The 22,557-nt window shown below is 40.8% G+C and carries 21 protein-coding genes; 16 read left to right on the forward strand and 5 right to left on the reverse strand.

Annotated features, from left to right (window positions below):
• Nucleotides 1-126 precede the first annotated feature (126 nt).
• Nucleotides 127-813, forward strand: coding sequence for a pseudouridine synthase (locus C9J48_RS10340; protein ID WP_036803050.1), 687 nt, complete (start codon nucleotides 127-129; stop codon nucleotides 811-813).
• A gap of 100 nt (nucleotides 814-913) precedes the next feature.
• Here C9J48_RS10340 and C9J48_RS10345 read toward each other — a convergent pair whose 3' ends face one another.
• Entirely contained in the window at nucleotides 914-1,726 is an 813-nt protein-coding gene (locus tag C9J48_RS10345) for an IclR family transcriptional regulator (protein WP_006229891.1), read from the reverse strand.
• Between the two features lie 174 nt (nucleotides 1,727-1,900).
• Between C9J48_RS10345 and pta the strand changes: the two genes are divergently transcribed.
• Nucleotides 1,901-2,938 carry a phosphate acetyltransferase gene (pta, locus tag C9J48_RS10350; protein WP_006229890.1) on the forward strand — a complete coding sequence of 346 codons (1,038 nt, stop codon included), beginning with the start codon at nucleotides 1,901-1,903 and terminating at the stop codon, nucleotides 2,936-2,938.
• A gap of 14 nt (nucleotides 2,939-2,952) precedes the next feature.
• A complete protein-coding gene (locus tag C9J48_RS10355; protein ID WP_107281110.1) occupies nucleotides 2,953-3,714 on the forward strand; it encodes a sulfite exporter TauE/SafE family protein in 762 nt (253 codons plus the stop codon).
• Nucleotides 3,715-3,743: 29 nt separating this feature from the next.
• Here the strand turns inward: C9J48_RS10355 and C9J48_RS10360 are convergent, their stop codons facing one another.
• Nucleotides 3,744-5,459 (reverse strand): cobaltochelatase CobT-related protein, encoded by a 1,716-nt coding sequence (locus C9J48_RS10360; RefSeq protein WP_107281111.1) that lies wholly within the window; start codon nucleotides 5,457-5,459, stop codon nucleotides 3,744-3,746.
• Nucleotides 5,459-6,442 (reverse strand): AAA family ATPase, encoded by a 984-nt coding sequence (locus tag C9J48_RS10365; RefSeq protein WP_036802696.1) that lies wholly within the window; start codon nucleotides 6,440-6,442, stop codon nucleotides 5,459-5,461. Before C9J48_RS10365 ends, C9J48_RS10360 begins: the two co-directional genes overlap by 1 nt.
• Nucleotides 6,443-6,758: 316 nt before the next feature.
• On the opposite strand from C9J48_RS10365, the gene xsc reads away from it, so the two are divergent.
• The 9 genes from xsc to C9J48_RS10410 all read left to right on the forward strand — a co-directional run bounded on the left by xsc (nucleotide 6,759) and on the right by C9J48_RS10410 (nucleotide 17,485).
• Entirely contained in the window at nucleotides 6,759-8,570 is a 1,812-nt protein-coding gene (xsc, locus tag C9J48_RS10370) for a sulfoacetaldehyde acetyltransferase (protein ID WP_006229847.1), read from the forward strand.
• A gap of 73 nt (nucleotides 8,571-8,643) precedes the next feature.
• Nucleotides 8,644-9,675, forward strand: coding sequence for a YeiH family protein (locus C9J48_RS10375; RefSeq protein WP_036802698.1), 1,032 nt, complete (start codon nucleotides 8,644-8,646; stop codon nucleotides 9,673-9,675).
• Between the two features lie 91 nt (nucleotides 9,676-9,766).
• Nucleotides 9,767-10,681 (forward strand): FRG domain-containing protein, encoded by a 915-nt coding sequence (locus tag C9J48_RS10380; protein WP_006229849.1) that lies wholly within the window; start codon nucleotides 9,767-9,769, stop codon nucleotides 10,679-10,681.
• Between the two features lie 640 nt (nucleotides 10,682-11,321).
• On the forward strand, nucleotides 11,322-11,741 hold the full coding sequence (locus C9J48_RS10385) for a nuclear transport factor 2 family protein (protein WP_006229850.1): 420 nt from the start codon (nucleotides 11,322-11,324) through the stop codon (nucleotides 11,739-11,741).
• 38 nt (nucleotides 11,742-11,779) lie between these two features.
• A complete protein-coding gene (locus C9J48_RS10390; RefSeq protein ID WP_006229851.1) occupies nucleotides 11,780-13,249 on the forward strand; it encodes an NAD(P)/FAD-dependent oxidoreductase in 1,470 nt (489 codons plus the stop codon).
• A gap of 283 nt (nucleotides 13,250-13,532) precedes the next feature.
• The gene (locus tag C9J48_RS10395) at nucleotides 13,533-14,459 is read left to right on the forward strand and encodes a TRAP transporter substrate-binding protein (RefSeq protein WP_242610828.1); all 927 of its coding nucleotides are present in this window, start codon (nucleotides 13,533-13,535) and stop codon (nucleotides 14,457-14,459) included.
• Nucleotides 14,460-14,561: 102 nt separating this feature from the next.
• Nucleotides 14,562-15,113: a TRAP transporter small permease gene (locus C9J48_RS10400; protein ID WP_006229853.1), complete on the forward strand. Its 552-nt coding sequence runs from the start codon at nucleotides 14,562-14,564 to the stop codon at nucleotides 15,111-15,113.
• A 28-nt stretch (nucleotides 15,114-15,141) separates the two neighbouring features.
• The gene (locus tag C9J48_RS10405; RefSeq protein ID WP_006229854.1) at nucleotides 15,142-16,482 is read left to right on the forward strand and encodes a TRAP transporter large permease; all 1,341 of its coding nucleotides are present in this window, start codon (nucleotides 15,142-15,144) and stop codon (nucleotides 16,480-16,482) included.
• Nucleotides 16,483-16,588: 106 nt separating this feature from the next.
• Complete coding sequence (locus C9J48_RS10410) at nucleotides 16,589-17,485, forward strand: cache domain-containing protein (RefSeq protein WP_036803038.1); 897 nt, start codon at nucleotides 16,589-16,591, stop codon at nucleotides 17,483-17,485.
• 73 nt (nucleotides 17,486-17,558) lie between these two features.
• On the opposite strand, the gene C9J48_RS10415 is transcribed toward C9J48_RS10410, so the two are convergent.
• Nucleotides 17,559-18,590, reverse strand: coding sequence for a YdcF family protein (locus C9J48_RS10415; RefSeq protein ID WP_006229856.1), 1,032 nt, complete (start codon nucleotides 18,588-18,590; stop codon nucleotides 17,559-17,561).
• A gap of 244 nt (nucleotides 18,591-18,834) precedes the next feature.
• Here C9J48_RS10415 and C9J48_RS10420 point away from each other — a divergent pair, with 244 nt between their 5' ends.
• The 4 genes from C9J48_RS10420 (at nucleotide 18,835) to C9J48_RS10435 (ending at nucleotide 21,526) form a co-directional block, all read left to right on the forward strand.
• A complete protein-coding gene (locus C9J48_RS10420; RefSeq protein WP_006229857.1) occupies nucleotides 18,835-19,227 on the forward strand; it encodes a VOC family protein in 393 nt (130 codons plus the stop codon).
• Nucleotides 19,228-19,415: 188 nt separating this feature from the next.
• Nucleotides 19,416-20,354: an SPFH domain-containing protein gene (locus C9J48_RS10425; protein ID WP_006229858.1), complete on the forward strand. Its 939-nt coding sequence runs from the start codon at nucleotides 19,416-19,418 to the stop codon at nucleotides 20,352-20,354.
• Nucleotides 20,351-20,809: an NfeD family protein gene (locus C9J48_RS10430; RefSeq protein WP_006229859.1), complete on the forward strand. Its 459-nt coding sequence runs from the start codon at nucleotides 20,351-20,353 to the stop codon at nucleotides 20,807-20,809. Before C9J48_RS10425 ends, C9J48_RS10430 begins: the two co-directional genes overlap by 4 nt.
• Nucleotides 20,810-21,076: 267 nt before the next feature.
• Nucleotides 21,077-21,526: a dCMP deaminase family protein gene (locus C9J48_RS10435; protein WP_006229860.1), complete on the forward strand. Its 450-nt coding sequence runs from the start codon at nucleotides 21,077-21,079 to the stop codon at nucleotides 21,524-21,526.
• Between the two features lie 114 nt (nucleotides 21,527-21,640).
• Here C9J48_RS10435 and C9J48_RS10440 read toward each other — a convergent pair whose 3' ends face one another.
• Complete coding sequence (locus C9J48_RS10440) at nucleotides 21,641-22,516, reverse strand: LysR family transcriptional regulator (protein WP_036802701.1); 876 nt, start codon at nucleotides 22,514-22,516, stop codon at nucleotides 21,641-21,643.
• Between the last annotated feature and the right edge of the window lie 41 nt (nucleotides 22,517-22,557).

Consider the following 22,557-nt stretch of genomic DNA (forward strand, 5'->3'; position numbering starts at 1 on the left):
TCTTAAACCCTGACCATTCGCGACATTGATAGTCATATACTGCAAATTTATAATCATCCTTGCTGGTCTTTCATTGATGAATAAGGATAATAGCGACCTCTGTTTACTGTCTTAATGTTGCTTGTAATGCGTCTTGATAAATTCATTTGTAAAAGTACCGATCTAACCCGAACTGAAGCGACTCAGTTGATCAATGCGGGGAATATAATCGTTAACAATGAAGTCGTTAGCAATGAGGCGACTCAGGTTCATGAAAATAATGATGTTCTGTTAGATGGAATAAAATTAATAGCACGTGCTTCGCGTTATATTTTGATGCATAAACCCTTGAATACTATTTGTTCGAATATCGATGAAGTATACCCATCATTGTTTAACTACATCGACGTAGAAAAAGCAGATGATCTGCATATTGCAGGACGTTTAGATGCAGATACCACAGGTTTAGTATTGATAACTGATGATGGTCGTTGGTCTTTTAATATTATTACGCCAAATAAACAATGTGAAAAAACGTACCGTGTTGGGTTGAGAAATCCAATTGCAGAAGATGCCGCCGAGAAGTTTGCACAGGGCGTGAAGTTACAAGGTGAGAAGCAACTTACATTGCCTGCAAAACTTGATGTGGTAACTTCTAACGAGGTGTTGCTGACGATAACAGAAGGTAAGTATCATCAAGTAAAACGCATGTTTTCTGCAATTGGTAATCGCGTAGTTACGTTACACAGAGAGCAGATTGGTAATATTAAATTGGATGTTGAGGTCGGGAAGTGGCGTTTTCTAACACCAGAAGAAATTGCCTATTTTAAGTAAGACAGAATGGCTCGTCTGATTATTGACTTGGTTTATTGAAAGCTCGCCATTTCAACTGAATCAATGAGCGAGCTTTTTCAATGAACTCTTTTGCAACATGCTAAATTTCTGGCCAGCTTTCAGCTTCAATTTTAGCAAGCGCTTTGGCTGCCCGTTGTAGGGCGGGTAAAAAATGTAATGCTTGTTCTGGTTTCAAACGCATAATGGGCGCTTGTATAGCAATGCCTAAGTTAGAACGACCATTAATTGCTGGCACTAATACCGCGACACAAAATAAACCAGGAAGGAATTCTTCGTTATCAATTGCATAGCCTGTCAGTTTTACGTTTTCAAGTTCAGTTTCTAAGGTTGCTACATCGATAATGGTTTTTTCTGTGTATTGCATTAGTGGTGCATTGGTTAACAATCGGCGACGTTGTGAAGGGCTCATATTAGCGAGAAAAAGCTTACCCGTCGCAGAGCAATGTACTGGCACGCGAGAACCAGCTTGTAAGTAAAAACGTAGCGGGGCTTCTGTTTCTACTCGGTCTACGTAGATAATTTCCCCACCAGAAAGTGCGGTTAAGTTACAGCTTTCACCCACTTCTGCTTTTAACTGCGCGAGAACAGCATGCCGTGCACTGTGGGTTGTGCTGTTTAACAGCAATTTTTCTGCAAGATTACGCAGTCTAACCCCAGAACTGTAATGGCGATCGTCGCCGTCACGCTGAATAATACCGGCGGTTTCTAACTGTTGCAGCATTCTATGGAGCGTTGGTTTAGGTAATCCTGTTTCTTCGACTAATCCTTGTAGAGAGAAAAACTCATCTTTCTCGGCTATAACTTCAAGCAGAGAGAAGAGGCGTAAAGTTGGTGTGTCGCCTTCAACACGTACTTGTTCAGCTTTTTTAATTTCTTTCACATTCGTCATCATATCTATTTGAGTTCCTTCTATATAACAAATACATCATAACAATTATATCGTTTATTTGATTATACGTTGACGATCTATTAAATAATGATTAATATTTAACTTTATATCAATATATGGAATGAATTGTCTCATTATATAATGTTTTTTGTTGTGAGGCGAATAAGGACACTAAAGATGAAAGCAATTATTCGTATTGTTGAACAGGCAAAAAAGAAACCGGCGTGTATTGTTTTATGCGAAGCTGAAGACCCGCGAGTACTACAAGCAGCATACCGTGTTACACAGGAAGGGATTGCTAGCATTATATTAGTGGGTAATAAATCTAATGTGTTACGCATAGCAGCAGAGCAATTTATCTCACTTGAAAGTATGGTTGTGATCGATCCAAAAACTTCCCCTTTACGCGAATCTTTTAGCCAATGCCTTTTTAATTTAAGGTCTGAAAAAGGAATGACTTTAGAAACAGCCAAGCAAGAAGTGCTTAAACCACTATGTTTTTCCAATTTAATGGTAAGAAAGGGAATGGCTGATGGCTCTGTTTCAGGGGCAGTACATACCACTGGTGATGTTGTTAAAAATGCCATCCAAATAATAGGAACTAAACCTGACTGTAAGTTGGTGTCTAGCTTTTTTCTTATGATGCTTTGTCAACCATTCCATCATCTAAAAGGTGGTATGATTTTTTCAGATTGTGGGCTGGTGGTTGATCCTAATGCTAAGCAATTAGCTGATATTGCGTTATCAGCATCTGACAGTGCTCGTGGTTTATTAATGGAAGAGCCTAAAGTCGCTATGCTGTCTTTTTCAACCAATGGCAGTGCAAAGCATACTGCTGTTGATAAAGTGGTAGCAGCTTCTCAAATCGTTCAGGCAAAATCTCCTAATCTGGCTATTGATGATGATGTTCAGCTAGATGCTGCTATTGTGGCTGAGATTGCGGATAAGAAAGTACCAGGTTCAAAAGTGAAAGGGCAGTCCAATGTGTTGATATTCCCAAATCTTGAGGCGGGAAATATTGGGTATAAGTTGGCTGAACGTGTTGGAGGTGCTGTCGCCATTGGCCCCTTGCTACAAGGGTTGGCTAAACCTGCTAATGATTTGTCTCGCGGGTGTAATACCGATGATATATACCATGTTATTGCTGTTACTGTTGTACAAGCTCAACAGTCTGAGATAGTGAAAAAACGTGCCCCAGAATTGACAATAACATGAGAGAACACTAATTAATGAGTACAGAAACACTGCTAGCTTTAGTTGCCATAATTATGGTTGGAACATACTTTCAAACCGTGACGGGGTTTGGGTTAGGTATTATTGTTATTGGTGGCTCTAGTGCGCTAGATTTAGCAACGGTTGCGATGATGGCTGCCGTTGTAAGTTTAGTCACCGTCGTTAATTGTGCCGTGGCATTACCTGGTGCAACTAAACAGATAGATTGGCGTGCTATTGGCGCTGTCGCAGTAGGAGCAATCCCCGGAATTATTACGGGTGTTTTGTTATTAGAGCTATTAAGTGCCTCTGCAACCAGTATTTTACAAGGTCTACTTGGCATTATGGTTGTTTATAGTGGTTTGAGCTTTTTGGTAAGTCCTACAAAAAAAACTGAACGTACAGGTGATACTAGCTTTTTTGTGAGTGGATTTAGCTCAGGATTAACTGGTGGATTATTCGGCATGGGAGGCCCTCCGCTCGTTTATCAACTTTATCGCCAACCATTTGATATAAAAACTATACGCAATATGTTGTTGGTGATATTTGCATGTACTTCCGTATTTCGTAGCATGTTTATCGGCATACAAGGGCAACTGAATGCAGACATATTGCTGTTAACGGCATTTGCCTTGCCTGCGGTAACACTGATGACGTTTATTGGGCGTCGCTTTCCGCCGCCGTTAAGCGCAGACGCCATGCGACGGGTTGTCTTTAGTGTTTTAATGTTAATCGGTATTTCTTTGATAACCTCTTCTTATCTTGCATTGTTTATGTAATACCGCTATTTGTGTAACGTAAGACTTCTTTAGCGACGTAGGCTGGCAATTAACTTAAGAATACGATGGAACAAGGCATTATCGACAGTATCAGCAGTTTCAATTGCTAAATGTTTTCGGTAATAAAGACTCAAATCAAGCCCCACACCTAGCCCTAAAATATCGACTTCTCTCGTTTTATCGAATCGAGAGATTGCATCTTTTAAATGGTTATCGAGATAAAACTTATCATTAGATAAATTAGTTGCGGTATCCATTGGGCACCCGTCTGATATTACAAAAAGAATACGGCGATTTTCTTTTCGTAATAGCATGCGGTTACACGCCCATTCTATCGCTTCACCATCTATTCCTTCTCTAAATAAGTCGGCTTTTAATAAGGCTGCTATATTCTTGCGGCTGCGCCGCCAATTAGTATCAGCATCTTTAAATATAAGATGGCACGCTTCATTTAACCGTCCGGGAAAGGCGGGACGTCCGGTACTTAGCCAGTCAGAATACGCTTTACCACCATTCCATGCGTTAGTGGTAAACCCAAGCACTTCACTGGTAATGCCTGCCATTCCTAATGCTTTTACCATGATATCGATAATGATGGTGATGTTTTCAATATGTTCCCTCATTGAACCAGAACAATCGATCAGAAAGCTAACAATACTGTCGGAATGGGGTTTATATTGTTCGGTACAAAAAAGCCGCCGTTCAGCGGGAGAGCTGATGAGTTGACTCAGACGACGACCATCAAGATGACCTTCTTCTTCATCAAATGACCAGCCATTTCTCTGTGGAGTGCAAAGTATGGCTGCTAGCTGTTGAGCAATGTTTTTGATATTAATGCCTTGGTGTTGAATACGCTTATCTAGTTTTTCTCTGTATTCAATCAGCAGGGCATCTCTAACAAGCGTAGCTGCTTCTATTTCACGATCATATTGTGTGGTATAAACCTGATAGTACTGATGGTTTTCTTGGTAAATTTTGCTGCTACCACTGACTACGGCTGCGATGTTAGCACTTTCATCACTGTCAAAATCTAATAGTAAAGAAAAGGCATTAAGTGTTTTTTGGTCGGTTTTATTTTCTGCATCATCAGGGTTGTTCTGCATCTCAGCTTGAATCATATCGCTGACAATTTTCGCTAGTTCTAAAGCATACTGTGCGTAATCTTGTTGGCTGTTTTTACAGCGCCGAAGCCCTGAAAGAGCCTCTCCTAAAATCGGAACAATAGCCGCGCGGGTTGATTCAATAAAGTCTTCGGTATGTGCAGAAACAGGCTGTGCCATTAAGCGTGATCGGCTGATCTGGGCAACGGTATAAAGTAAAAGGCCTAATCGAGTACCGGTTAATCCTGTGTGATGGAATTGATCCGCCCAGAGTGAAAAGTTATGTTGAATATTAGTTTTCATGCCAGACAATTGTGGCGGTATACAAGTCTCTACGCGGAATTGTTCCAGTAATTCAAACAGCAATCGTTCAGTTGGTTCTGTAGGGCTAAGTTGCTGATGTAATTCGATATCAGAATGATTCAAGCGCAGAGATATCGCATCGATATTGCCGCGTTTCGCGCTGATATTACTTTCTATGATAGGGCTTTGTAAATGTGCCGCAAAGAAAGGTAGTGGAGTGTTGCCTTGATAAAGCCTATTTCGTCGGTAATGAATATGGCTGTTGTTACTGAGCGCCCGCACTGTTGCTGCATACAGTTCATTGGTTTTGTGTTGATGGGGTGTTTTAGGTTGCTCTGCCATTACTGAATTCCTCCTGCATGGTACAGCCAAGACTCTTCCAGTTCTTCATTAAAGCAACGTTGGTAATATTCAGCGACAATATGTCGTTCGGCATCGTCACACTTATTTAAAAACGAGAGTCGAAAAGCCAGTGCAGGATTGCGAAATATCTCACAGTTTTCAGCCCATGTGATCACAGTTCGAGGTGACATTAAGGTCGATAAATCGCCTGCAGCAAAGCCTTTTCTGGTTAAGTCTGCGATTGAAACCATACGCTGAATAAGCTCTCGACCTAATTTGGTATCTTTACTTGACACACGTGCGAGAACAATAGCTATTTCTTCTTCTTGGGGTAAATAATTCAGTGTGGCAACGATATTCCAGCGATCAAGTTGTGCATGATTGAGTAATTGCGTACCGTGATATAGCCCTGAGAGATTACCGAGCCCAACGGTGTTAGACGTTGCAAACATACGGAATGCAGGATGTGGATGAATGACACGGTTTTGATCAAGCAGAGTAAATTTACCATCGCGCTCGAGTATGCGTTGAATAACAAACATAACATCTGGGCGACCTGCATCGTATTCATCAAAGATCAGCGCGATTGGACGTTGTAATGACCATGGTACGATGCCTTCTTGAAATTCGGTGATCTGTTTGCCGCCACGAATAACAATGGTATCTTTTCCTACCAGATCAAGCCTACTTAAGTGCCCATCTAAGTTAATGCGTACGCAAGGCCAATTTAACCGAGCAGCGACTTGTTCAATATGTGTCGATTTTCCCGTGCCGTGCATTCCTTGAACCATAGTGCGTCGGTCTTGTGCAAACCCAGCTAGAATAGCCAGTGTTACTTCTGGATTAAAACGGTAAGCATGATCAATGTCTGGTACATGATCATCACGTTCAGAAAAAGCGGGTACTTGAAGGTCTGAATCAATTCCAAACATACTTCGTACGGAAACCATTGTGTCAGGTTTGCAAAGCGCTATATCTGTCATCGGCTTATTCTCCATTATTTCCCTCTGCATCACTGCTATTTAGTTCGCTCATCATTAAAGCAATTTAAAAATGATTTTATTTATCCATTTCTTGTGTGATTGGTGATGTGTGGCTATCTATGATTTCTTTCTCAATATACTGACAGAGGATACTCAAAACAATAGTTGAATATCACTTTTCGGAATTATTTGTATCGTTTTATTGTTTTTTCTTGACGGTGTGTTTATTGAACGCTAGGGTTAAACCAAGTTTCGGATATCGATACGTTAAGTTCCATTTACGGTTATAAGTGTCATCATCAAGGAGAGACAGATAATGAATGATCAAGGTGAACGTACTGTTGTTACTGGTCCAACTAAAATGACCCCTTCAGAAGCTTTCGTTGAAACGATGGTAGCGAATGGTGTAACGGATATGTTCGGTATCATGGGTTCTGCATTTATGGATGCCATGGATATTTTTGCACCAGCAGGTATTCGTTTAGTTCCCGTTGTTCATGAGCAGGGCGCTGCACATATGGCCGATGGGTATTCGCGTGTTTCGGGTAATCATGGAGTGGTTATCGGTCAGAATGGACCGGGTATCAGTAACTGTGTAACAGCGATTGCAGCGGCTTATTGGGCACACAGCCCTGTTGTTATTGTGACCCCAGAAACGGGTACAACAACAATGGGGTTAGGTGGCTTCCAAGAATGTAACCAGCTACCTATGTTCCAAGAGTTCACTAAGTATCAAGGGCATGTAACGCATCCCTCACGTATGGCTGAATACACTGGTCGCTGTTTTGATCGCGCAATGAGTGAAATGGGACCGACTCAGCTGAATATTCCGCGTGATTATTTCTATGGTGAAGTGACGTGCGAAATTCCAAAACCAGCCCGTTTAGATCGTGGACCGGGTGGCGAGCAAAGCTTAAATGAAGCGGCAGACTTGCTAGCAGAAGCTAAATTCCCCGTCATTATTTCGGGTGGTGGTGTTGTAATGGCTGGTGCGGTTGAAGAATGTAAGGCGTTGGCTGAACGTTTAGGTGCACCCGTTGTGAACAGTTATTTGCACAATGATTCATTCCCAGCTAGTCACCCATTGTGGTGTGGTCCCCTTGGCTACCAAGGTTCTAAAGCGGCAATGAAGTTGATTTCGCAAGCGGATGTTGTTGTAGCATTGGGTTCTCGCCTTGGTCCATTTGGTACGTTACCGCAGCACGGAATGGAGTATTGGCCGAAAGATGCCAAGATAATTCAGATTGATGCCGACCACAAAATGTTGGGGCTGGTAAAGAAAATATCAGTAGGCATTTGTGGTGATGCCAAAGCCGCAGCTGTTGCTCTGAGTGAGCGCCTAGAAGGCCGAACTCTAGGTTGTGATGCAACCAAAGATGACCGCTTTAATAAAGTACAAGCAGAAAAAGAAATCTGGGAGAAAGAATTAGACGATTGGACGCACGAACGTGATGCATTCAGCTTGGATATGATCGATGAAAATGCCAAAGAAAAACCATTCTCAGGTGGTGAATATTTACATCCTCGTCAGGTATTACGTGAATTAGAAAAAGCGATGCCAGAAGATGTCATGGTATCAACAGACATTGGCAACATAAACTCGGTCGCAAACAGTTACTTGCGTTTTGAAAAGCCCCGCAGTTTCTTTGCTGCAATGAGCTTTGGTAATTGTGGTTACGCGTTCCCTACCATTATTGGTGCAAAGGCGGCTGCACCACATCGTCCGGCTATTTCGTATGCGGGGGATGGTGCTTGGGGCATGAGCTTAATGGAAACAATGACATGTGTTCGTCATAATATTCCAGTAACCGCTGTCGTATTCCATAACCGCCAATGGGGTGCAGAGAAGAAAAACCAAGTTGATTTTTACAATCGTCGCTTTGTTGCGGGTGAGCTTGAGAATCAGAGTTTTGCTGAAATTGCACGCGCAATGGGTGCCGAAGGCATTACTGTTGATAGCTTGGCTGATGTTGGCCCTGCCTTGAAGAAAGCGCTAGATATGCAGATGAATGAAGGTAAAACAACCGTCATTGAAATTATGTGTACGCAAGAGCTTGGTGACCCGTTCCGTAGAGATGCGCTGTCTACCCCCGTTCGTTTCTTAGATAAGTACAAAGATTACGTGTAATTCCCACTTCGCAGAACAGCCTGACACAGATCTCTGAGTCAGGCTTTTTTTTCACGAAATGAGGTAATCTTTGATGACAACAAGAACGATAAGAATGCCAAGAGTCATGTTTAATGACTTTAGCTTGGTCCTTCCTGGTTTTTTACTGTGTATTGTAATAGCGGCAGCCGCTTCATTTGTATCTGATCACTATGGGGGGCCCAAGTTTCTTTACGCTTTGCTTATTGGTATCGCATTTCATTTCCTTTCTGATAACCATAAATGCAAAGCTGGCATCGAAATGTCTGCAAAGAAGCTAGTCAGAATTGGTGTCGCATTACTTGGCGTTAGAATAGCGGTGAGTGATGTTAGTGATTTAGGAGCTGCTGGTGTGGGCGCTTTGGTAGGTGCCGTTGTATTAACGATCGGTTTTAGTTTATTGCTTGCGCGTATGTTGAAGTTACCCCCTATGCTGGGGTTACTGTCGGGTGGGGCAACGGGGATCTGTGGTATTTCGGCGGCAATGGCTATTTCATCAACACTGCCTCAAAACCGTGACAATGAACATTACACATTGTTGACCGCGATTGGTGTCGCGACCTTTTCAACTGTCGCAATGGTGTTGTACCCCTTAGTTGTTACGACGAGTGGATTAACAATTGCAGAAGCTGGGTTATTTCTTGGTGGTTCTATTCATGATGTAGCTCAAGTGGTTGGGGCTGGGTTTATGATCTCCCCTGAAGTCGGTGATGCAGCAACGTTAGCCAAAATGTTTAGGGTAGCGATGTTGATGCCCGTGGTCGTTTTGTTTGTCTTTATGTTTCGTAAAGATCGCGAAAAGTATGGTGATAGCGGAGCGCAAAAGCAACCCATCGTGCCTTTGTTTCTTGTTGTCTTCATCGGGTTAGTTGTTCTTAACAGCTTTGGTTGGATCTCTGCTGATGCTGCAAACCTTAGTTCCGATATTTCTAAGTGGTGTTTAGTTATTTCAATCGCCGCGTTAGGGGTTAAAACGTCGTTTGAAAAACTGTCTGAATTAGGTTGGAAGCCCGTTATTTTACTAATGGGTAATGCCGTGTTTATTGCTGCCTATATGTTGTGCATTGTGTATTTAGGTCGTATCTGACTGAAAGGGGAGAGATATAAATAAAGGAAAAGTGCTGTAAAGGATAGCCGAAAGGCTAAAACAGACATGATATTAGTATTTAGGGGTTTTCATGAAGTCTTCATCTTATGTGAGTTCTGTATCTAAGTATTTAGATGCTGTTGGTGAGTTTAGTGTGGGTAATAACCTGACATTGTTCAGAGGGCAACCGAATAAAAAGCGCAGTCTACTTCCTGCTATCGCAAGAAATATGGAACATATTCATTCCATTTCGATAGAAAAAGATATGCTCGATGTACTGCGAAAATATGGCGCCTCTAAATTATCGGCAGAATACTCAGGTTACTGGTATTTATTATCAGAAGCTCAACATTTTGGCTTGAAAACAAGACTACTCGATTGGAGTAGTAATCCACTAGTTGCCTTATGGTTTGCCTGCCAAACACCAGGGACACGTCCGCACGTTTATTTGTTAAAAGCAGATACTTTACTTGATGTAGATTTCAATTCAGATCCGTTTGAGCAACACTACACAAGGGTATTTCACCCCAAATTATGCCACCCTAAACGCGATGCTCAGAATGGTTGGTTTACCGTTCACCCCAGCAGCAATAATACTGACGATATAGAGCAACGATTCATTCCATTAGAAGTAGAGCTGTCTGGCAACGACATCCTTTTAGAGATCCCGATTCTGCCTGAAATGAAAGAAAAGCTACTTATAGAACTCGATCAATGCGGTATTAATGAACGAATGATTTATCCAGATTTGGATGGTTTATGTCGGCATATTAATAAGCTGTTCGAAGCTCCCTTTGAGAATAAATGTGGCCTTGAATTTAATTTGTCTACTGATAACGCTCTTAGTTTCTTCCGGACAAATCTTAATGCACCAAGCGGAGGGAAGAGAGAACATCGACATAAGCCGTTGATGAAAGGTGTAAGCCAAGGCTCTGAGAGCAATGAATCACTTGATGGCTTTCTACAATATAAACAGTCTTACACGAAAGATTTTGATTTTGATTAATCCAGCTCCTCTCTATTACTGACGGCTTGTTAGCTGCCTTAGTTAATTATGATTCCTCTTCATAAATAATGCCTCGAAAGGGGCTTATTGTTGTATCTGCAATATAGACAGTACCGAGATACAGTGCCAAATATATAATATCTTCTTATTTATCAAGAAGAAAGCGTGAGTGGTTGTTCTGTCGTTCATGTTTTCCCCTACCTTTTTTAATCTAAAAAATCACCAAAACACTCATCTCTCATTTTCCGGAATTATTTGTTTCAATTTATGGTTTATTTGTTGACGGATGCATGAGTCGAGTCTAATGTTAAGTTAAGTTTTTGTTAATGAGATGTTTGGTTTCAATTGATGGCAACGGTGGATGTCTGTATTGAACGGTTAACGATACTTTTAAAGTTGAATAAAATATCTTAATTATCCTAATAGTTGGTTTTAAATCTTAATCGTTAAAAGTAAATAGGTAATTAGTCTGAATATGGCGTAAGAGAATGTAGTTAGATAAAAACAAAACGTTATGTCTCGTTTGTTGATGTTTTAATTTGACGATGTGTTTCTTAATGATATATTTAACGAAATATTAACATTTGAGCGTTTTAAGTGACTCGGTTTTTGTAACGTTTTAATTTAAAAGGGAAATAAAATGAGTGTTCAAACCAGTGTTAGCAATCAAAATCAGGTAAATGTGGCATTTTTAGAAGCATTTAGTCATGCATGGAATAGCCACGACATTGATGAATTAATGACATTTGTTACCGATAATTGTGTTTTTCATACTGCGGCAGGTCCTGATGTACAAGGCAGCACATTCTCTGGCCGTGAGGCGGTACGTGAAAGCTTTCAACTGGTCTGGAAAAACTTCCCAGATGCACAATGGCTTGACGGTGAACATTTTGTTTCCGGTGATCGTGCGGTGAGTGAGTCAACATTTTGTGCCACTAAACCTGACGGAAGCCGTATTGAAGCGCGTATGGTTGATGTTTTCACACTTCATGATGGGAAAATCCAAGTTAAAAATGCTTTTAGAAAAGATCGACCTGCTTTTTTCAATTCTGACCGTTAATACCGAATTAACATCATGTTGATATAAGGAGCAGGGATATGAGTTTTGTTGTTGAAGAGCGTGAAGTACTTAAAGATTCAGATGTAACAACAACAGCCAGTATAAAAAAATCGACACAACCAACAAAAGCATATGATCCATCTTATGACCCGTTAGTGGATAAAACACCAGGGCAAGGTCGCGACTATGCACCAACATATTGGGTCGATAGTGCGGGTGAACCACCAGCAGATGATGGACCAATAGACAGTGATGTCGACGTAGATGTTGTGATAATTGGCTCGGGCTACACCGGTTTGACGACGGCCATTCACCTTGCTGAAAATTACGGTATAAAAGCGACCGTACTGGAAGCAAACCGTGCAAGCTGGGGATGTAGCACCCGTAATGGCGGACAAGCACAATGTGCATCGGGCCGACTTAAACGCTCGCAATGGATTGAACGTTGGGGTGTTGATACTGCCTTAAAAATGCATGAAGAATGTCTTGATGGCATGGAAACCTTTAAGAACCTGATCAAAGATATTGACTGTGATCCACAAACGGGAGGGCACTTGTATGTTGCTCACCGTTCTAAGGTAATGCCTACGTTAGAAAAAGAAGCCAAATTATTACGTACAACCTTTAATTACGATGCGCAAATACTCGATGCAGATACCGTGAAGCGTGATTTTGTTGGTGACAATGAAGCAGCTGGAGCAATGCATGAACCAGAAGGTATCGGTATCCACGCAGGAAAACTAGCATTTGGATATTTAAAGAAAGCACGTGCTCTTGGCGCAACGGTTCACCCTTCTAGCCCTGTTATTGGTTGGGAAACTCGCAATGGTATTCACCACATTAGAACGCCGGGCGGTATCGTTAGAGCACGCTCTGTAGGTGTCGCAACAGGAGGCTATACGTCGCAAGGTTTACATTCACAATTAAAGAATCGCTTATTGCCTATTCTTTCTAATTCTATGGTTACTCGACCATTGTCTAATGCTGAAATAGAAGCGTGTAACTTTAAAACTAACCAAGTGATTACCGACACGCGCATTTTACGTCATTACTACCGTTTGCTGCCTGACAATCGCGTACAAATTGGAACGCGAAGTGCAATTACTGGAAAAGATGCGCCAGATAGTAAATATGCACAAATGTTGAAGAATGATTTAGCCCGTAAGTTTCCCGCGTTAAAGGGTATTGATGTGGATTACTCATGGTGGGGCTGGGTCGATGTTAGTCACGATATGATGCCAAGAGTTTACCAGCCTAACTCATCAGAAACTATCTATTATGCAATGGGTTATGGTGGAAATGGTGTGATGTATTCTGCGCAAGCAGGCAAGCGATTAGCTCAGTGGATTGCTGGTGAAGGCACACAATTAGATCTTCCTATATTTCAGTCTAAATTACCGTTCCCCAATATACGAGAAGTCGTTGAATCAGAAGCCTTTGCTCCGTTTAGACGCTTAGGGCAAAACTTTTTATACCGTTGGTATCACCTTAAAGATGAAGTGCTTTAATCTGAATTTTTGATAGTTGATACGGGCTAGATAGTCGCTGTAAATAAGAAAGTTATACCAATTTAAGTTGGTATAAGTGAAAAGGAAAGTTGATACATGTAAGTAAAACCTTGGTTGAGCATGTTGAGGCATGTATGCAGTTATACCTTGGTCTCCTTAAACCAACGCAAACATTAAATGTAATGCGATATTGATTAAAAAGGTTACTACTATGACGTTCACGAAAAGCGTATTAATTCCATTGGTCACAGCTGCTAGTTTGACTGTTGCTTCCCCCCTTGTAATGGCCCAAACCTATAAAATGGCACTGGGTGATGCTGCTGGTGGTACACAATGGGAGCTTGGGACTAAATTTACGGAACTGTTAGCCGAAAAAACCGGTGGTAAAGCTAAAGTAGATTTATTTCCCAATGGCCAGCTTGGTAATGAACAAGATACGGTCAATGATGCTGCCATTGGCTTGCTCGATTTTTCTGTACTGGCAATAAATAACGTAACACCTTTTTCACCTACTGTTGGCTTGCTCACTATGCCATACGTTATTCAAAGTCCTGAAGATGCAAAAGCCCTAACTCAAGGAAAGATCGGGCAAGAATTAGTGGATAACACATTACGTGATGCGGGTGTCCGTATTATCGGTTGGGCCTATTCTGGCTTTCGAGTTTTAACTAACTCTAAACGTCCAATTGAATCACCGAAAGATTTGAAAGGATTGGTTATTCGCGTTCCTCGTAATGAAATTATGATTGCGTCGTACCAAGCTTGGGGTGTGAACCCAACCCCTATGGCATGGTCTGAAACTTTTACTGGTTTACAGCAAGGTGTAGTCGATGGTCAAGACAACCCATATATCACTGTTTCAGCCATGAAGTTTAATGAAGTGCAAAAATACGTGACGAATTTGCGTTATATTTTCTCACTTGAACCATTGATCATTAGTGAATCAGTATTCCAACAGCAAACACCTGAAATGCAAAAAGCCATCTTAGAAGCCAGTAAAGAAGCAACAGCGTACAGCTACGATTACTTGCTAGCAACGGAAGACAATATTAAGAAAGATCTAGCTGCTAAAGGCATGGTATTTACAGACCCTGCAAATAATGAAAAAGAATGGATCGAGAAAGTAACAACGGCTGTTTGGCCTAAGTTCTACGCTAGCATCGGTGGTAAAGACAAACTTGATACTGCACTAACAGTACTGGGGCGTTAATTAAAACGGGCAGGGCATTATTATGCCCTGCTTTATTTTACCCATGTATACCTTATTGCCTTTAAATGGCGCGTATTTCGCTAAGTGGTTACTGGAGGCAATATGTCTACCAAACATACTATTTTAAAGCACCTGAATAATATAGAAGAGTACATGTGTGCTCTATTACTTGCTGTATTTGTTGTACTGCTGTTTTTACAAATTTTATTACGTCAATTTTTTCAATATTCGATCCCATGGGGAGATGAAGTTGCAACCTATATGTTTGTTTGGTTTGCCTATCTAGGGGCTGTCGTTGCAGCAAAAATGTCGGCACATAATCGTGTGAGTTTTCACTTTAAATGGTTTCCACCTATTGTTAAAACAATAAGCGAAACCATTGCTGATCTATTATGGGTCGCTTTTAATTTGTATTTTGTTTATTTAAGTCATGACTTTGTATTTAACAAGATGAATTTGTTTTGGAAGTCCCAAACTACGGGTATTCCGATGAAATATTTTTATATGATCCTGCCTATTGCCTTTACATTAATGACAATCCGCATCTTATGGAACAACTATGAACGCCTGTTTAAAGGTGTAGAAACGCTTGATCCAGAAACAAAAGAAATTAAGAAAATGGAAAAAATTAACGTTCAAAATTCAGCCGTCTAACAGGCTCTAATTGAAGTAGGGAATATTCATGGAAGCATATTTAACACTCATACTGTTTGGCGGTTTTCTTTTGTTGTTGTTGCTAGGCGCACCCATAACTGTATCGCTTGCTGGTGCTTCAATGGCTGCCTATTTACTGTTGGATAAAAACCCAATAGCGCTAGTACAAATCGCTTTTACATCTGTGGGTAATTTCCCCTTAATGGCTTTGCCTGCGTTTGTATTGGCAGGGGCTTTAATGGAAGCCGCAGGCATTTCTAAACGTTTGGTTGACATAGCCGAAAGCCTTGCTGGGCCGGTAACTGGAGGCTTAGGTGCCGCAACCGTTATTGCGTGTTTATTCTTTGGAGCAATTTCGGGTTCAGGGCCTGCCACCACAGCTGCAGTTGGCATGTTGATGGTACCTGCAATGGTAAAGCGTGACTATGAAAGAAGCTATGCCTCGGCAGTAACGGCTGCATCTGGCGGTTTGGGTATTATTATTCCACCTTCTATTCCAATTGTTATTTTTGGTATTTCATCCATGGGTTTAATGCCGCCACCAGAAGCGATTGCACTTCATGGTCAGTTTGCATCATTATCCATTCCCAAATTATTTGTGGCGGGTGTTGTACCTGGTTTATTGATGGCAACAACTTTGATCGTAACGAACTATATCATTGCGAATAAGCGTGGTTATAAAGGGTTAACAGAGAAATGGTCTTTTGGTGAGGTGAGAAGCACGTTACGCGCTGGCATTTGGTCGATTATGGCACCCTTCCTTATTCTTGGTGGTATTTATAGTGGCATGTTTACACCAACGGAATCAGCAATTGTTGCTATCTTTTATTCACTTTTTGTCGGTTTTGTTATTCACCGTGAACTGATTTTTAAAAACGTACTTAAATCATTAACCACCACCACATGGATAACTGGGCGAGTATTATTAATCTTATTTGCCGCAACGGTATTTGGACGTTTATTAATCGAACAAAAAATCCCAGTAATTGTTGCAGATTCTTTGTTGAGCTTAACGGACAACATGTATCTAGTGTGGGCGTTAACTATCATGCTGTTGTTATTTATTGGCATGTTCATGGAAACATTAGCCGCTATTATGATAATTGTTCCTGTATTGCTGCCAATAATGTACATGTTAGGTGCTGATCCAACACATGTTGGTATCGTTATTGTATGTGCTCTTTCTATCGGTTTTGCAACGCCGCCGCTGGGTGAGAATATCTTTGTAGCCTCCGGTATTGGTGGTTCAACGGTTGAAGAAATAACAGCACGGATTCATCCATTTGTTATGGCGTCGGTTATTGGTGTATTCCTTATCGCTTTCTTTCCTCAACTAACCTTATGGCTGCCATCGATGGTGGGTTATTAGTTGTATTCAAAAGTTAGTGCTAAAAAAACAGTTATAGACGCAAGGTTTAAATAATGTGGAGAGCGTGTGAATGAGTGCCTCAGTAAAAGAGTTTGTTCAAAGAATGATCAATCAACATCGCATTGTTATTTTTGCGATAATTACAGTAATCAGTGGTGCAGCAAGTGCCAATACTAGCTCGCAGCCAGCAACTGAAATGGTAGAAGAAAGCGGTATTATTAAACCGCATAAAATGGCGGAAGATGAACAACGTGCTGTTAAATTATTAAACCTTGCAGTTGAAAATGTGAAAGAGAAAGGGCCTGACGGGGTTAATGATTTTAGCCAAAAGGCTGAGTTTACTGATCGTGAATTGTATGTATTTGCTTTACGAGTCGATGGACGCTTTCTTGCAAGTGGTGGTTCATCTTCTGTTCTGGTTGGTGACACAGTACTAGATACTACCGATGTTTTTGGTAAACCGTTCTTTCGTGAAATGATTGAAAAGGCAGTGAATGATGGCGGTGGTATGGTTGAATACCATTGGACGAACCCAACTGATAGCCAAGGTGAACCTAAAAGAACAATGTTTAAACGCGTGGGAGACATCATCGTTGCTGTCGGTTATTACCCTTCACGTGCCACGTCTTTTCAAGCACGCAAGTTTTTGGATGATGCCGTTAAAGCTATGGTAACGAATGAAGGTGAAGCGTTGAAAGCCTTTAATCAGCCTGATGGTAACTTTGTAAAAAATGACTTATATGTGTTTGTATTAGACATGAAGAAAGGCACATTTATCGCGCATGGTAGTACACCATCATTGATCGGACAGTCGCACAATGAAGTGTTTAGCCCTGATGGTAAAGCAGTGATCACTAAAATGCTTAATCAAGCCAAAGAAGAAGGAAAAGGCGAGTTAACCTATCTGTGGGAAAACCCGACTACAGGTAAAGCTGAAGCTAAGCACACTTATTACCGAGTACTTGATAATAAGTTAGTTGGGGTCGGTTATTATCAACGCTGATTAACCAGCAATAGTTGAATCCTAGCTTCGACTTTAAAGGTTAAGATTATGATCAGGCATAGGTGCAAGGAATTTAAATTTGAACAAACGGCGGACAATTAAAAGCCGGTAAGCCAAAACTGCGTAAGGCATCGATATAGCAATCACGTTTTACTTTGCCTTCTGGAAAATCAGATGTAGAGAGTTTGTCGTTAACTGCAACATGACTAAAAGTAATGCTTTGCGTTATTTTGTTATTTTGTAAATTATTCTGCCAATGTAAAACATCGAATAAAATATGAGAGCGGTGAACATGAATAGAAGCACTCACCAGTGTTGCCGCTTGAATGTTGTATTTATTCAATAACGCTAAACTTAATCTGGCATTATCAATGGTGTTTGTTGCTTTATTTTCTTCGATAACTCTATCTTTATTCACTCCTTGTTCAACTAACCATGTTTTCATTGCTGAAGACTCTGTTTGTCCAGCTTTAGCTAACCCTCCTGTAACGATAATAAGCGCTTTCGGATATTTATTCGCCAGAGAGAGCGTCAGTGTTAATCGCTTTAATAATGGCGGTGCAATTGCCCCGTCATCATTCAATAAATAACCCAAGGCGATAATGGCATAGTTAGAAGGTGCCGTTTTATTCATTGTTTTTTTTGATGTTGAACATCGAGATAAACAATCCATAGGATAATTTAGAATTACTTCTAATGTCGCGAGCAATGTTCTTACTTGTAACGCGTGATGCGAATCTAACGTTTCGAGTTGACTCAGGTAAGATGTCATTTTTTTATGAGCGTTTTGATGGTGTAGCCAAACAGAAAGGTAGGTTAAAGCCGTGACTTTATCTTGATGGTTTTGTGTTGTTAGCAAAACTTGTTGGTAAGACTTTAGGGCAGAATGTATATCGCCGCTAAAGGTCAGCATGTTGGCTAAGGTGAAATGATGTTCAAAGCTTGAAGATGACAGTGTAAGCGCTTCTTGCAGGTAAAAAACGACGGCTTCTAAATTCGAAACGAGCTGTCCATTTAAAGGATACTGTAAACGATTTTTGCTATTAAACGCATCTAAAGCATACCGAGACAGTAAGTTTATGGGAAGCTGTACTGTTACATCCATTTCGTTCTGCCCTGTTTTTCTTTTGTAATTAAAATCAACACGCTGCTACCTATAATGAGCAGTGTATGAGCTTTGTGATGAATTGCAAGAAATCCACATAGCTACTCCTAAGTTCCTTCCAGTAGTATAAAACCATGAGCAGGGTATCAATCGTGCTGCTTTGTCAGAATAAGCTATTTTTATAAGTAATCAGTATGAATTATCTTTTTCATTTCTAGCATGTGTAATGCTAAAGGAGCAAATAATGAACAATCAGTTTAAACAACATGGTGCGTTCAGTTGGGCTGAGTTGATGGTTGATGAACCAGAAAAAGCACTCGCATTTTATAAAGATGTGATTGGCTGGGATGTCGAGGAAATGCCGATGTCTACTGGTACCTATTATGTATTTAAAGCCGACGGGCAACCTGTTGGTGGGCTGATGGCAAAACCACAAGAAGCGAGCCATGTACCTAATCATTGGGGAGTGTATGTGACGGTGGATGATGTTGATGCCACATTGTCGCAAGTTGAAATAGCGGGGGGTAAAGCTGTTTTTGCCCCGATGGATGTTCCAGGAGTAGGGCGTTTATGTTCCTTTATGGATAATTGCGGATCAGTATTATCGATTATTAGTTATGAAGATAAGAAAGTATAAGTTGTATGAATGAAGTTTCATTTCATATAGACGAGTAAAATTTTGCCTGTTATATTCAATAAAACGCTGATTCATTTAATTTCACTGAAAAATCAATCATAAAGCAGTAGAGCTATTTGGCGAGGCATATACAATAGACCCCTGACACCTCTTTTACCACCTTCGGTTTTTGTCAAGGAGATAAGTAAATGCCATATGATTCATTAATTACTATCGGTGTACTGATTGTTGTTGCAATCGCGTTCATTGCCTCTGGTGTAAAGATGGTGCCCCAAGGTAGCCATTGGACAGTAGAGCGCTTTGGGCGATACACGAAAACACTTCAACCTGGTTTGAACTTAATTGTGCCATTTATTGATGGTATTGGTAATAAAATCAGTGTGATGGAAAGAGTACTCGATATTCCCGCGCAAGAAGTTATTTCTCGTGATAATGCGAGTGTGACTATCGATGCCGTGTGTTTTATTCAAGTCATTGATGCTGCGAAAGCTGCGTATGAAGTCAGTGATTTAGAACATGCGATTCGTAATTTAACGCTTACCAATATGCGTACAGTATTAGGCTCGATGGAGCTTGATGAAATGCTATCTCAGCGAGATACCATCAATACCCGATTGCTGACCATTGTTGATCATGCGACGAATTCTTGGGGTGTAAAGGTTACACGTATTGAAATTCGAGATGTGCAGCCACCCGCTGATCTTATTGCTGCGATGAATGCGCAGATGAAAGCAGAGCGTAATAAGCGTGCAGATATTCTAGAAGCCGAAGGTGTTCGTCAGGCTGAGATCCTTAAAGCTGAAGGCCACAAGCAATCAGAAATCTTACGTGCAGAAGGTGATAAGCAAGCGGTTATTCTTCAAGCAGAAGCACGTGAGCGTGAAGCCGAAGCCGAAGCAAAAGCAACAAGCGTTGTATCAGAGGCAATAGCCAAGGGTGACGTTAAAGCTATTAATTACTTTATTGCACAGGGTTATACCGATGCATTGAAAGCGATTGGTCAATCGGAAAATGGCAAAGTAATAATGCTGCCGCTTGAGGCAACAGGCTTGATGGGCTCTGTTGCGGGTATTGCAGAATTATTAAGTCAATCTAAATCAGATAATACGAAGGGTAACAACGCATGATAGCCCTACTTGAACAGATGAACTTCTGGCATTGGGTAGCATTTGGTTTAGCCTTGTTGCTACTTGAATTACTCGGAACTGCTGGGTACTTGCTTTGGTTGGGTGTCTCTGCTGTTCTTGTTGGATTGCTCTTGTCGTTTCTACCATTGAGTTGGTCATTGCAATGGCTAACGTTTGCGGTTTTCTCGTTATTTACAACGTGGTTATGGTGGCGTTATCAAAGCAAGAAAGACCGAGCTGAAGATGAAGGGCGCACGCTCAATAAACGTTCAGAACAGCTTATAGGGCAAGTTTCTGTGTTAGACAAGCCCTTAGCAGCAGGTACTGGCCGAATGAGGTTAGGTGATACAACATGGCTTGTCCGAACCGATGTTGCTTTAGAAGCTGGTGTACTCGTCGAGGTTATTGATGTTGACGGCATCATGCTAATTATTCAGCCTAAAGCGCAAAAATAATGGCTTAATATTGCTTTTATAATATTGTTCTTTATTAAGTGCGACGCTCTTTATAGAGCGTCGTTTTTTATGCTAGTAGTATTCACACGCTATCAATGACTTTATGCGCTTGCCTTATGGGCATATCTCGACCAAAATCCACTCGATTAAGCATTTACACATAAAATGTATAAAGAAAAGTAACCTTAAAAGCGAATGCTAGTTGAGACCTAGCGTTAAGTTTTGCACAATGATGAATAGAACGCATTTGCAGTAGAGGAAGAGAGTATGATTTCAAAATGGGCACAACGTTTTTTTCAAATGGCAGAGTTAGTTGGCTCTTGGAGTAAAGATCCTTCTACACAGGTAGGTGCAGTTATTACAGAGCATAATCGTATTGTTTCTGTGGGCTTCAACGGCTATCCACACGGTATTTCAGACAGTGCAAATACCGACGATCGCGATATGAAATTACTTAAAACACTTCACGCGGAAGAGAATGCAATTCTTTTTGCGAAAAGGGACCTGTCAGGGTGTGAAATTTGGGTAACCCACTTTCCTTGTCCAAATTGTGCTGCAAAAATTATCCAAACGGGTATATCAATGGTGCATTGCCCTGAGCAGAGTGAAGACTTCTTATCTCGCTGGGGTGATAAAATTAAAATCAGCCAAGGTATGTTTACGCAGGCAGGGGTCGATGTTGATTGGTTACCACTGGCCGACTTAGATAAAGAGTAAAATGTAATATCTTGAGTATAAAAGCCTTGATAGTATCAATTGTTATAACGAACGTTTGTTCGAACAAAAGAATGCTATCGAGGCTGTCCATTTCTATTAAATCTGCTTATATCATTATTGTTTCTTTATCAGATCGATAAACCATTGATAACGTTTAGGGAGTTGTCGAAACTTTTTCTTAATCAAAAAGTGTTCTTCATTCACGATTGTATCGCTTGGTAAAATGGCAATACTATCTTGTAATTCAAATTGTTCGATTGTTGTTCTAGGCAGTACGGTGTAGCCTAATCCCATAGATACTGGCAATAAAATTTGATTGAGTTGGTTAATGTAACTGCTTTTTTTAATCTGTTTTATTGATTGATAATCATCTTTATAATTCGCACGTAATACTTGATCTGCATATTGTTCACCATTGGGGTGATTAATAAACCCTAACTGATTAAGTTCTACTAACGTCATTTTTTGATTTTTATATTGATGAGGTACGACTAAACAAAGAGCATCATGTCCGAGTGATTCTTGTTCGAGTTCTGTTGAAATAACATGCTGTGTAATAATACCTATATCAATATTATTATTTAAAACTTCATTGATGATACGTTGGTCTGGTGCAGCTTCAATAGAGATATGAAGGTCGGTGTGCTCGCTTTGCCTTGCTAAAAATTTGGGGTAGAGAAACATCGCCATAGACCCTGAGCATCCAAAACGACAGTCACCTGCATAGGGGGTGTCAGTTTTTAATGATACCAATAATTCAGCCTCTTCATTTGCGCGTCGCCGACCAAAATGATAAAGCGCTTCACCGGCTTGAGTTAGCTCAAATTTCTTGCCAATACGATGCAATAGCAGGGTGCCAACTTGATCCTCTAACTTTTTTATATGCTGGCTAACACCAGGCTGCGTCATAAAGAGTTTTTCTGACGTTTGAGTGAAATGCCCTACATCGACCAGCGTAATAAATGTATTCAGCCATTGGTTATTCAGCATAATATTTTCGAATGTTAAATTAAAATCATAAGGAAAGGTTA

The organism is Photobacterium profundum (assembly GCF_003026285.1).
Taxonomy (GTDB): Bacteria; Pseudomonadota; Gammaproteobacteria; order Enterobacterales; family Vibrionaceae; genus Photobacterium; species Photobacterium profundum.

Bases quoted from the DNA above. Each gene is read 5' to 3' on its own strand.
- C9J48_RS10340 (WP_036803050.1), top strand. From the start codon at position 127: ATGCGTCTTGATAAATTCATTTGTAAAAGTACCGATCTAACCCGAACT.
- C9J48_RS10345 (WP_006229891.1), bottom strand. From the start codon at position 1,726: ATGATGACGAATGTGAAAGAAATTAAAAAAGCTGAACAAGTACGTGTT.
- pta (WP_006229890.1), top strand. From the start codon at position 1,901: ATGAAAGCAATTATTCGTATTGTTGAACAGGCAAAAAAGAAACCGGCG.
- C9J48_RS10355 (WP_107281110.1), top strand. From the start codon at position 2,953: ATGAGTACAGAAACACTGCTAGCTTTAGTTGCCATAATTATGGTTGGA.
- C9J48_RS10360 (WP_107281111.1), bottom strand. From the start codon at position 5,459: ATGGCAGAGCAACCTAAAACACCCCATCAACACAAAACCAATGAACTG.
- C9J48_RS10365 (WP_036802696.1), bottom strand. From the start codon at position 6,442: ATGACAGATATAGCGCTTTGCAAACCTGACACAATGGTTTCCGTACGA.
- xsc (WP_006229847.1), top strand. From the start codon at position 6,759: ATGAATGATCAAGGTGAACGTACTGTTGTTACTGGTCCAACTAAAATG.
- C9J48_RS10375 (WP_036802698.1), top strand. From the start codon at position 8,644: ATGACAACAAGAACGATAAGAATGCCAAGAGTCATGTTTAATGACTTT.
- C9J48_RS10380 (WP_006229849.1), top strand. From the start codon at position 9,767: ATGAAGTCTTCATCTTATGTGAGTTCTGTATCTAAGTATTTAGATGCT.
- C9J48_RS10385 (WP_006229850.1), top strand. From the start codon at position 11,322: ATGAGTGTTCAAACCAGTGTTAGCAATCAAAATCAGGTAAATGTGGCA.
- C9J48_RS10390 (WP_006229851.1), top strand. From the start codon at position 11,780: ATGAGTTTTGTTGTTGAAGAGCGTGAAGTACTTAAAGATTCAGATGTA.
- C9J48_RS10395 (WP_242610828.1), top strand. From the start codon at position 13,533: ATGGCCCAAACCTATAAAATGGCACTGGGTGATGCTGCTGGTGGTACA.
- C9J48_RS10400 (WP_006229853.1), top strand. From the start codon at position 14,562: ATGTCTACCAAACATACTATTTTAAAGCACCTGAATAATATAGAAGAG.
- C9J48_RS10405 (WP_006229854.1), top strand. From the start codon at position 15,142: ATGGAAGCATATTTAACACTCATACTGTTTGGCGGTTTTCTTTTGTTG.
- C9J48_RS10415 (WP_006229856.1), bottom strand. From the start codon at position 18,590: ATGGATGTAACAGTACAGCTTCCCATAAACTTACTGTCTCGGTATGCT.
- C9J48_RS10420 (WP_006229857.1), top strand. From the start codon at position 18,835: ATGAACAATCAGTTTAAACAACATGGTGCGTTCAGTTGGGCTGAGTTG.
- C9J48_RS10425 (WP_006229858.1), top strand. From the start codon at position 19,416: ATGCCATATGATTCATTAATTACTATCGGTGTACTGATTGTTGTTGCA.
- C9J48_RS10430 (WP_006229859.1), top strand. From the start codon at position 20,351: ATGATAGCCCTACTTGAACAGATGAACTTCTGGCATTGGGTAGCATTT.
- C9J48_RS10435 (WP_006229860.1), top strand. From the start codon at position 21,077: ATGATTTCAAAATGGGCACAACGTTTTTTTCAAATGGCAGAGTTAGTT.
- C9J48_RS10440 (WP_036802701.1), bottom strand. From the start codon at position 22,516: ATGCTGAATAACCAATGGCTGAATACATTTATTACGCTGGTCGATGTA.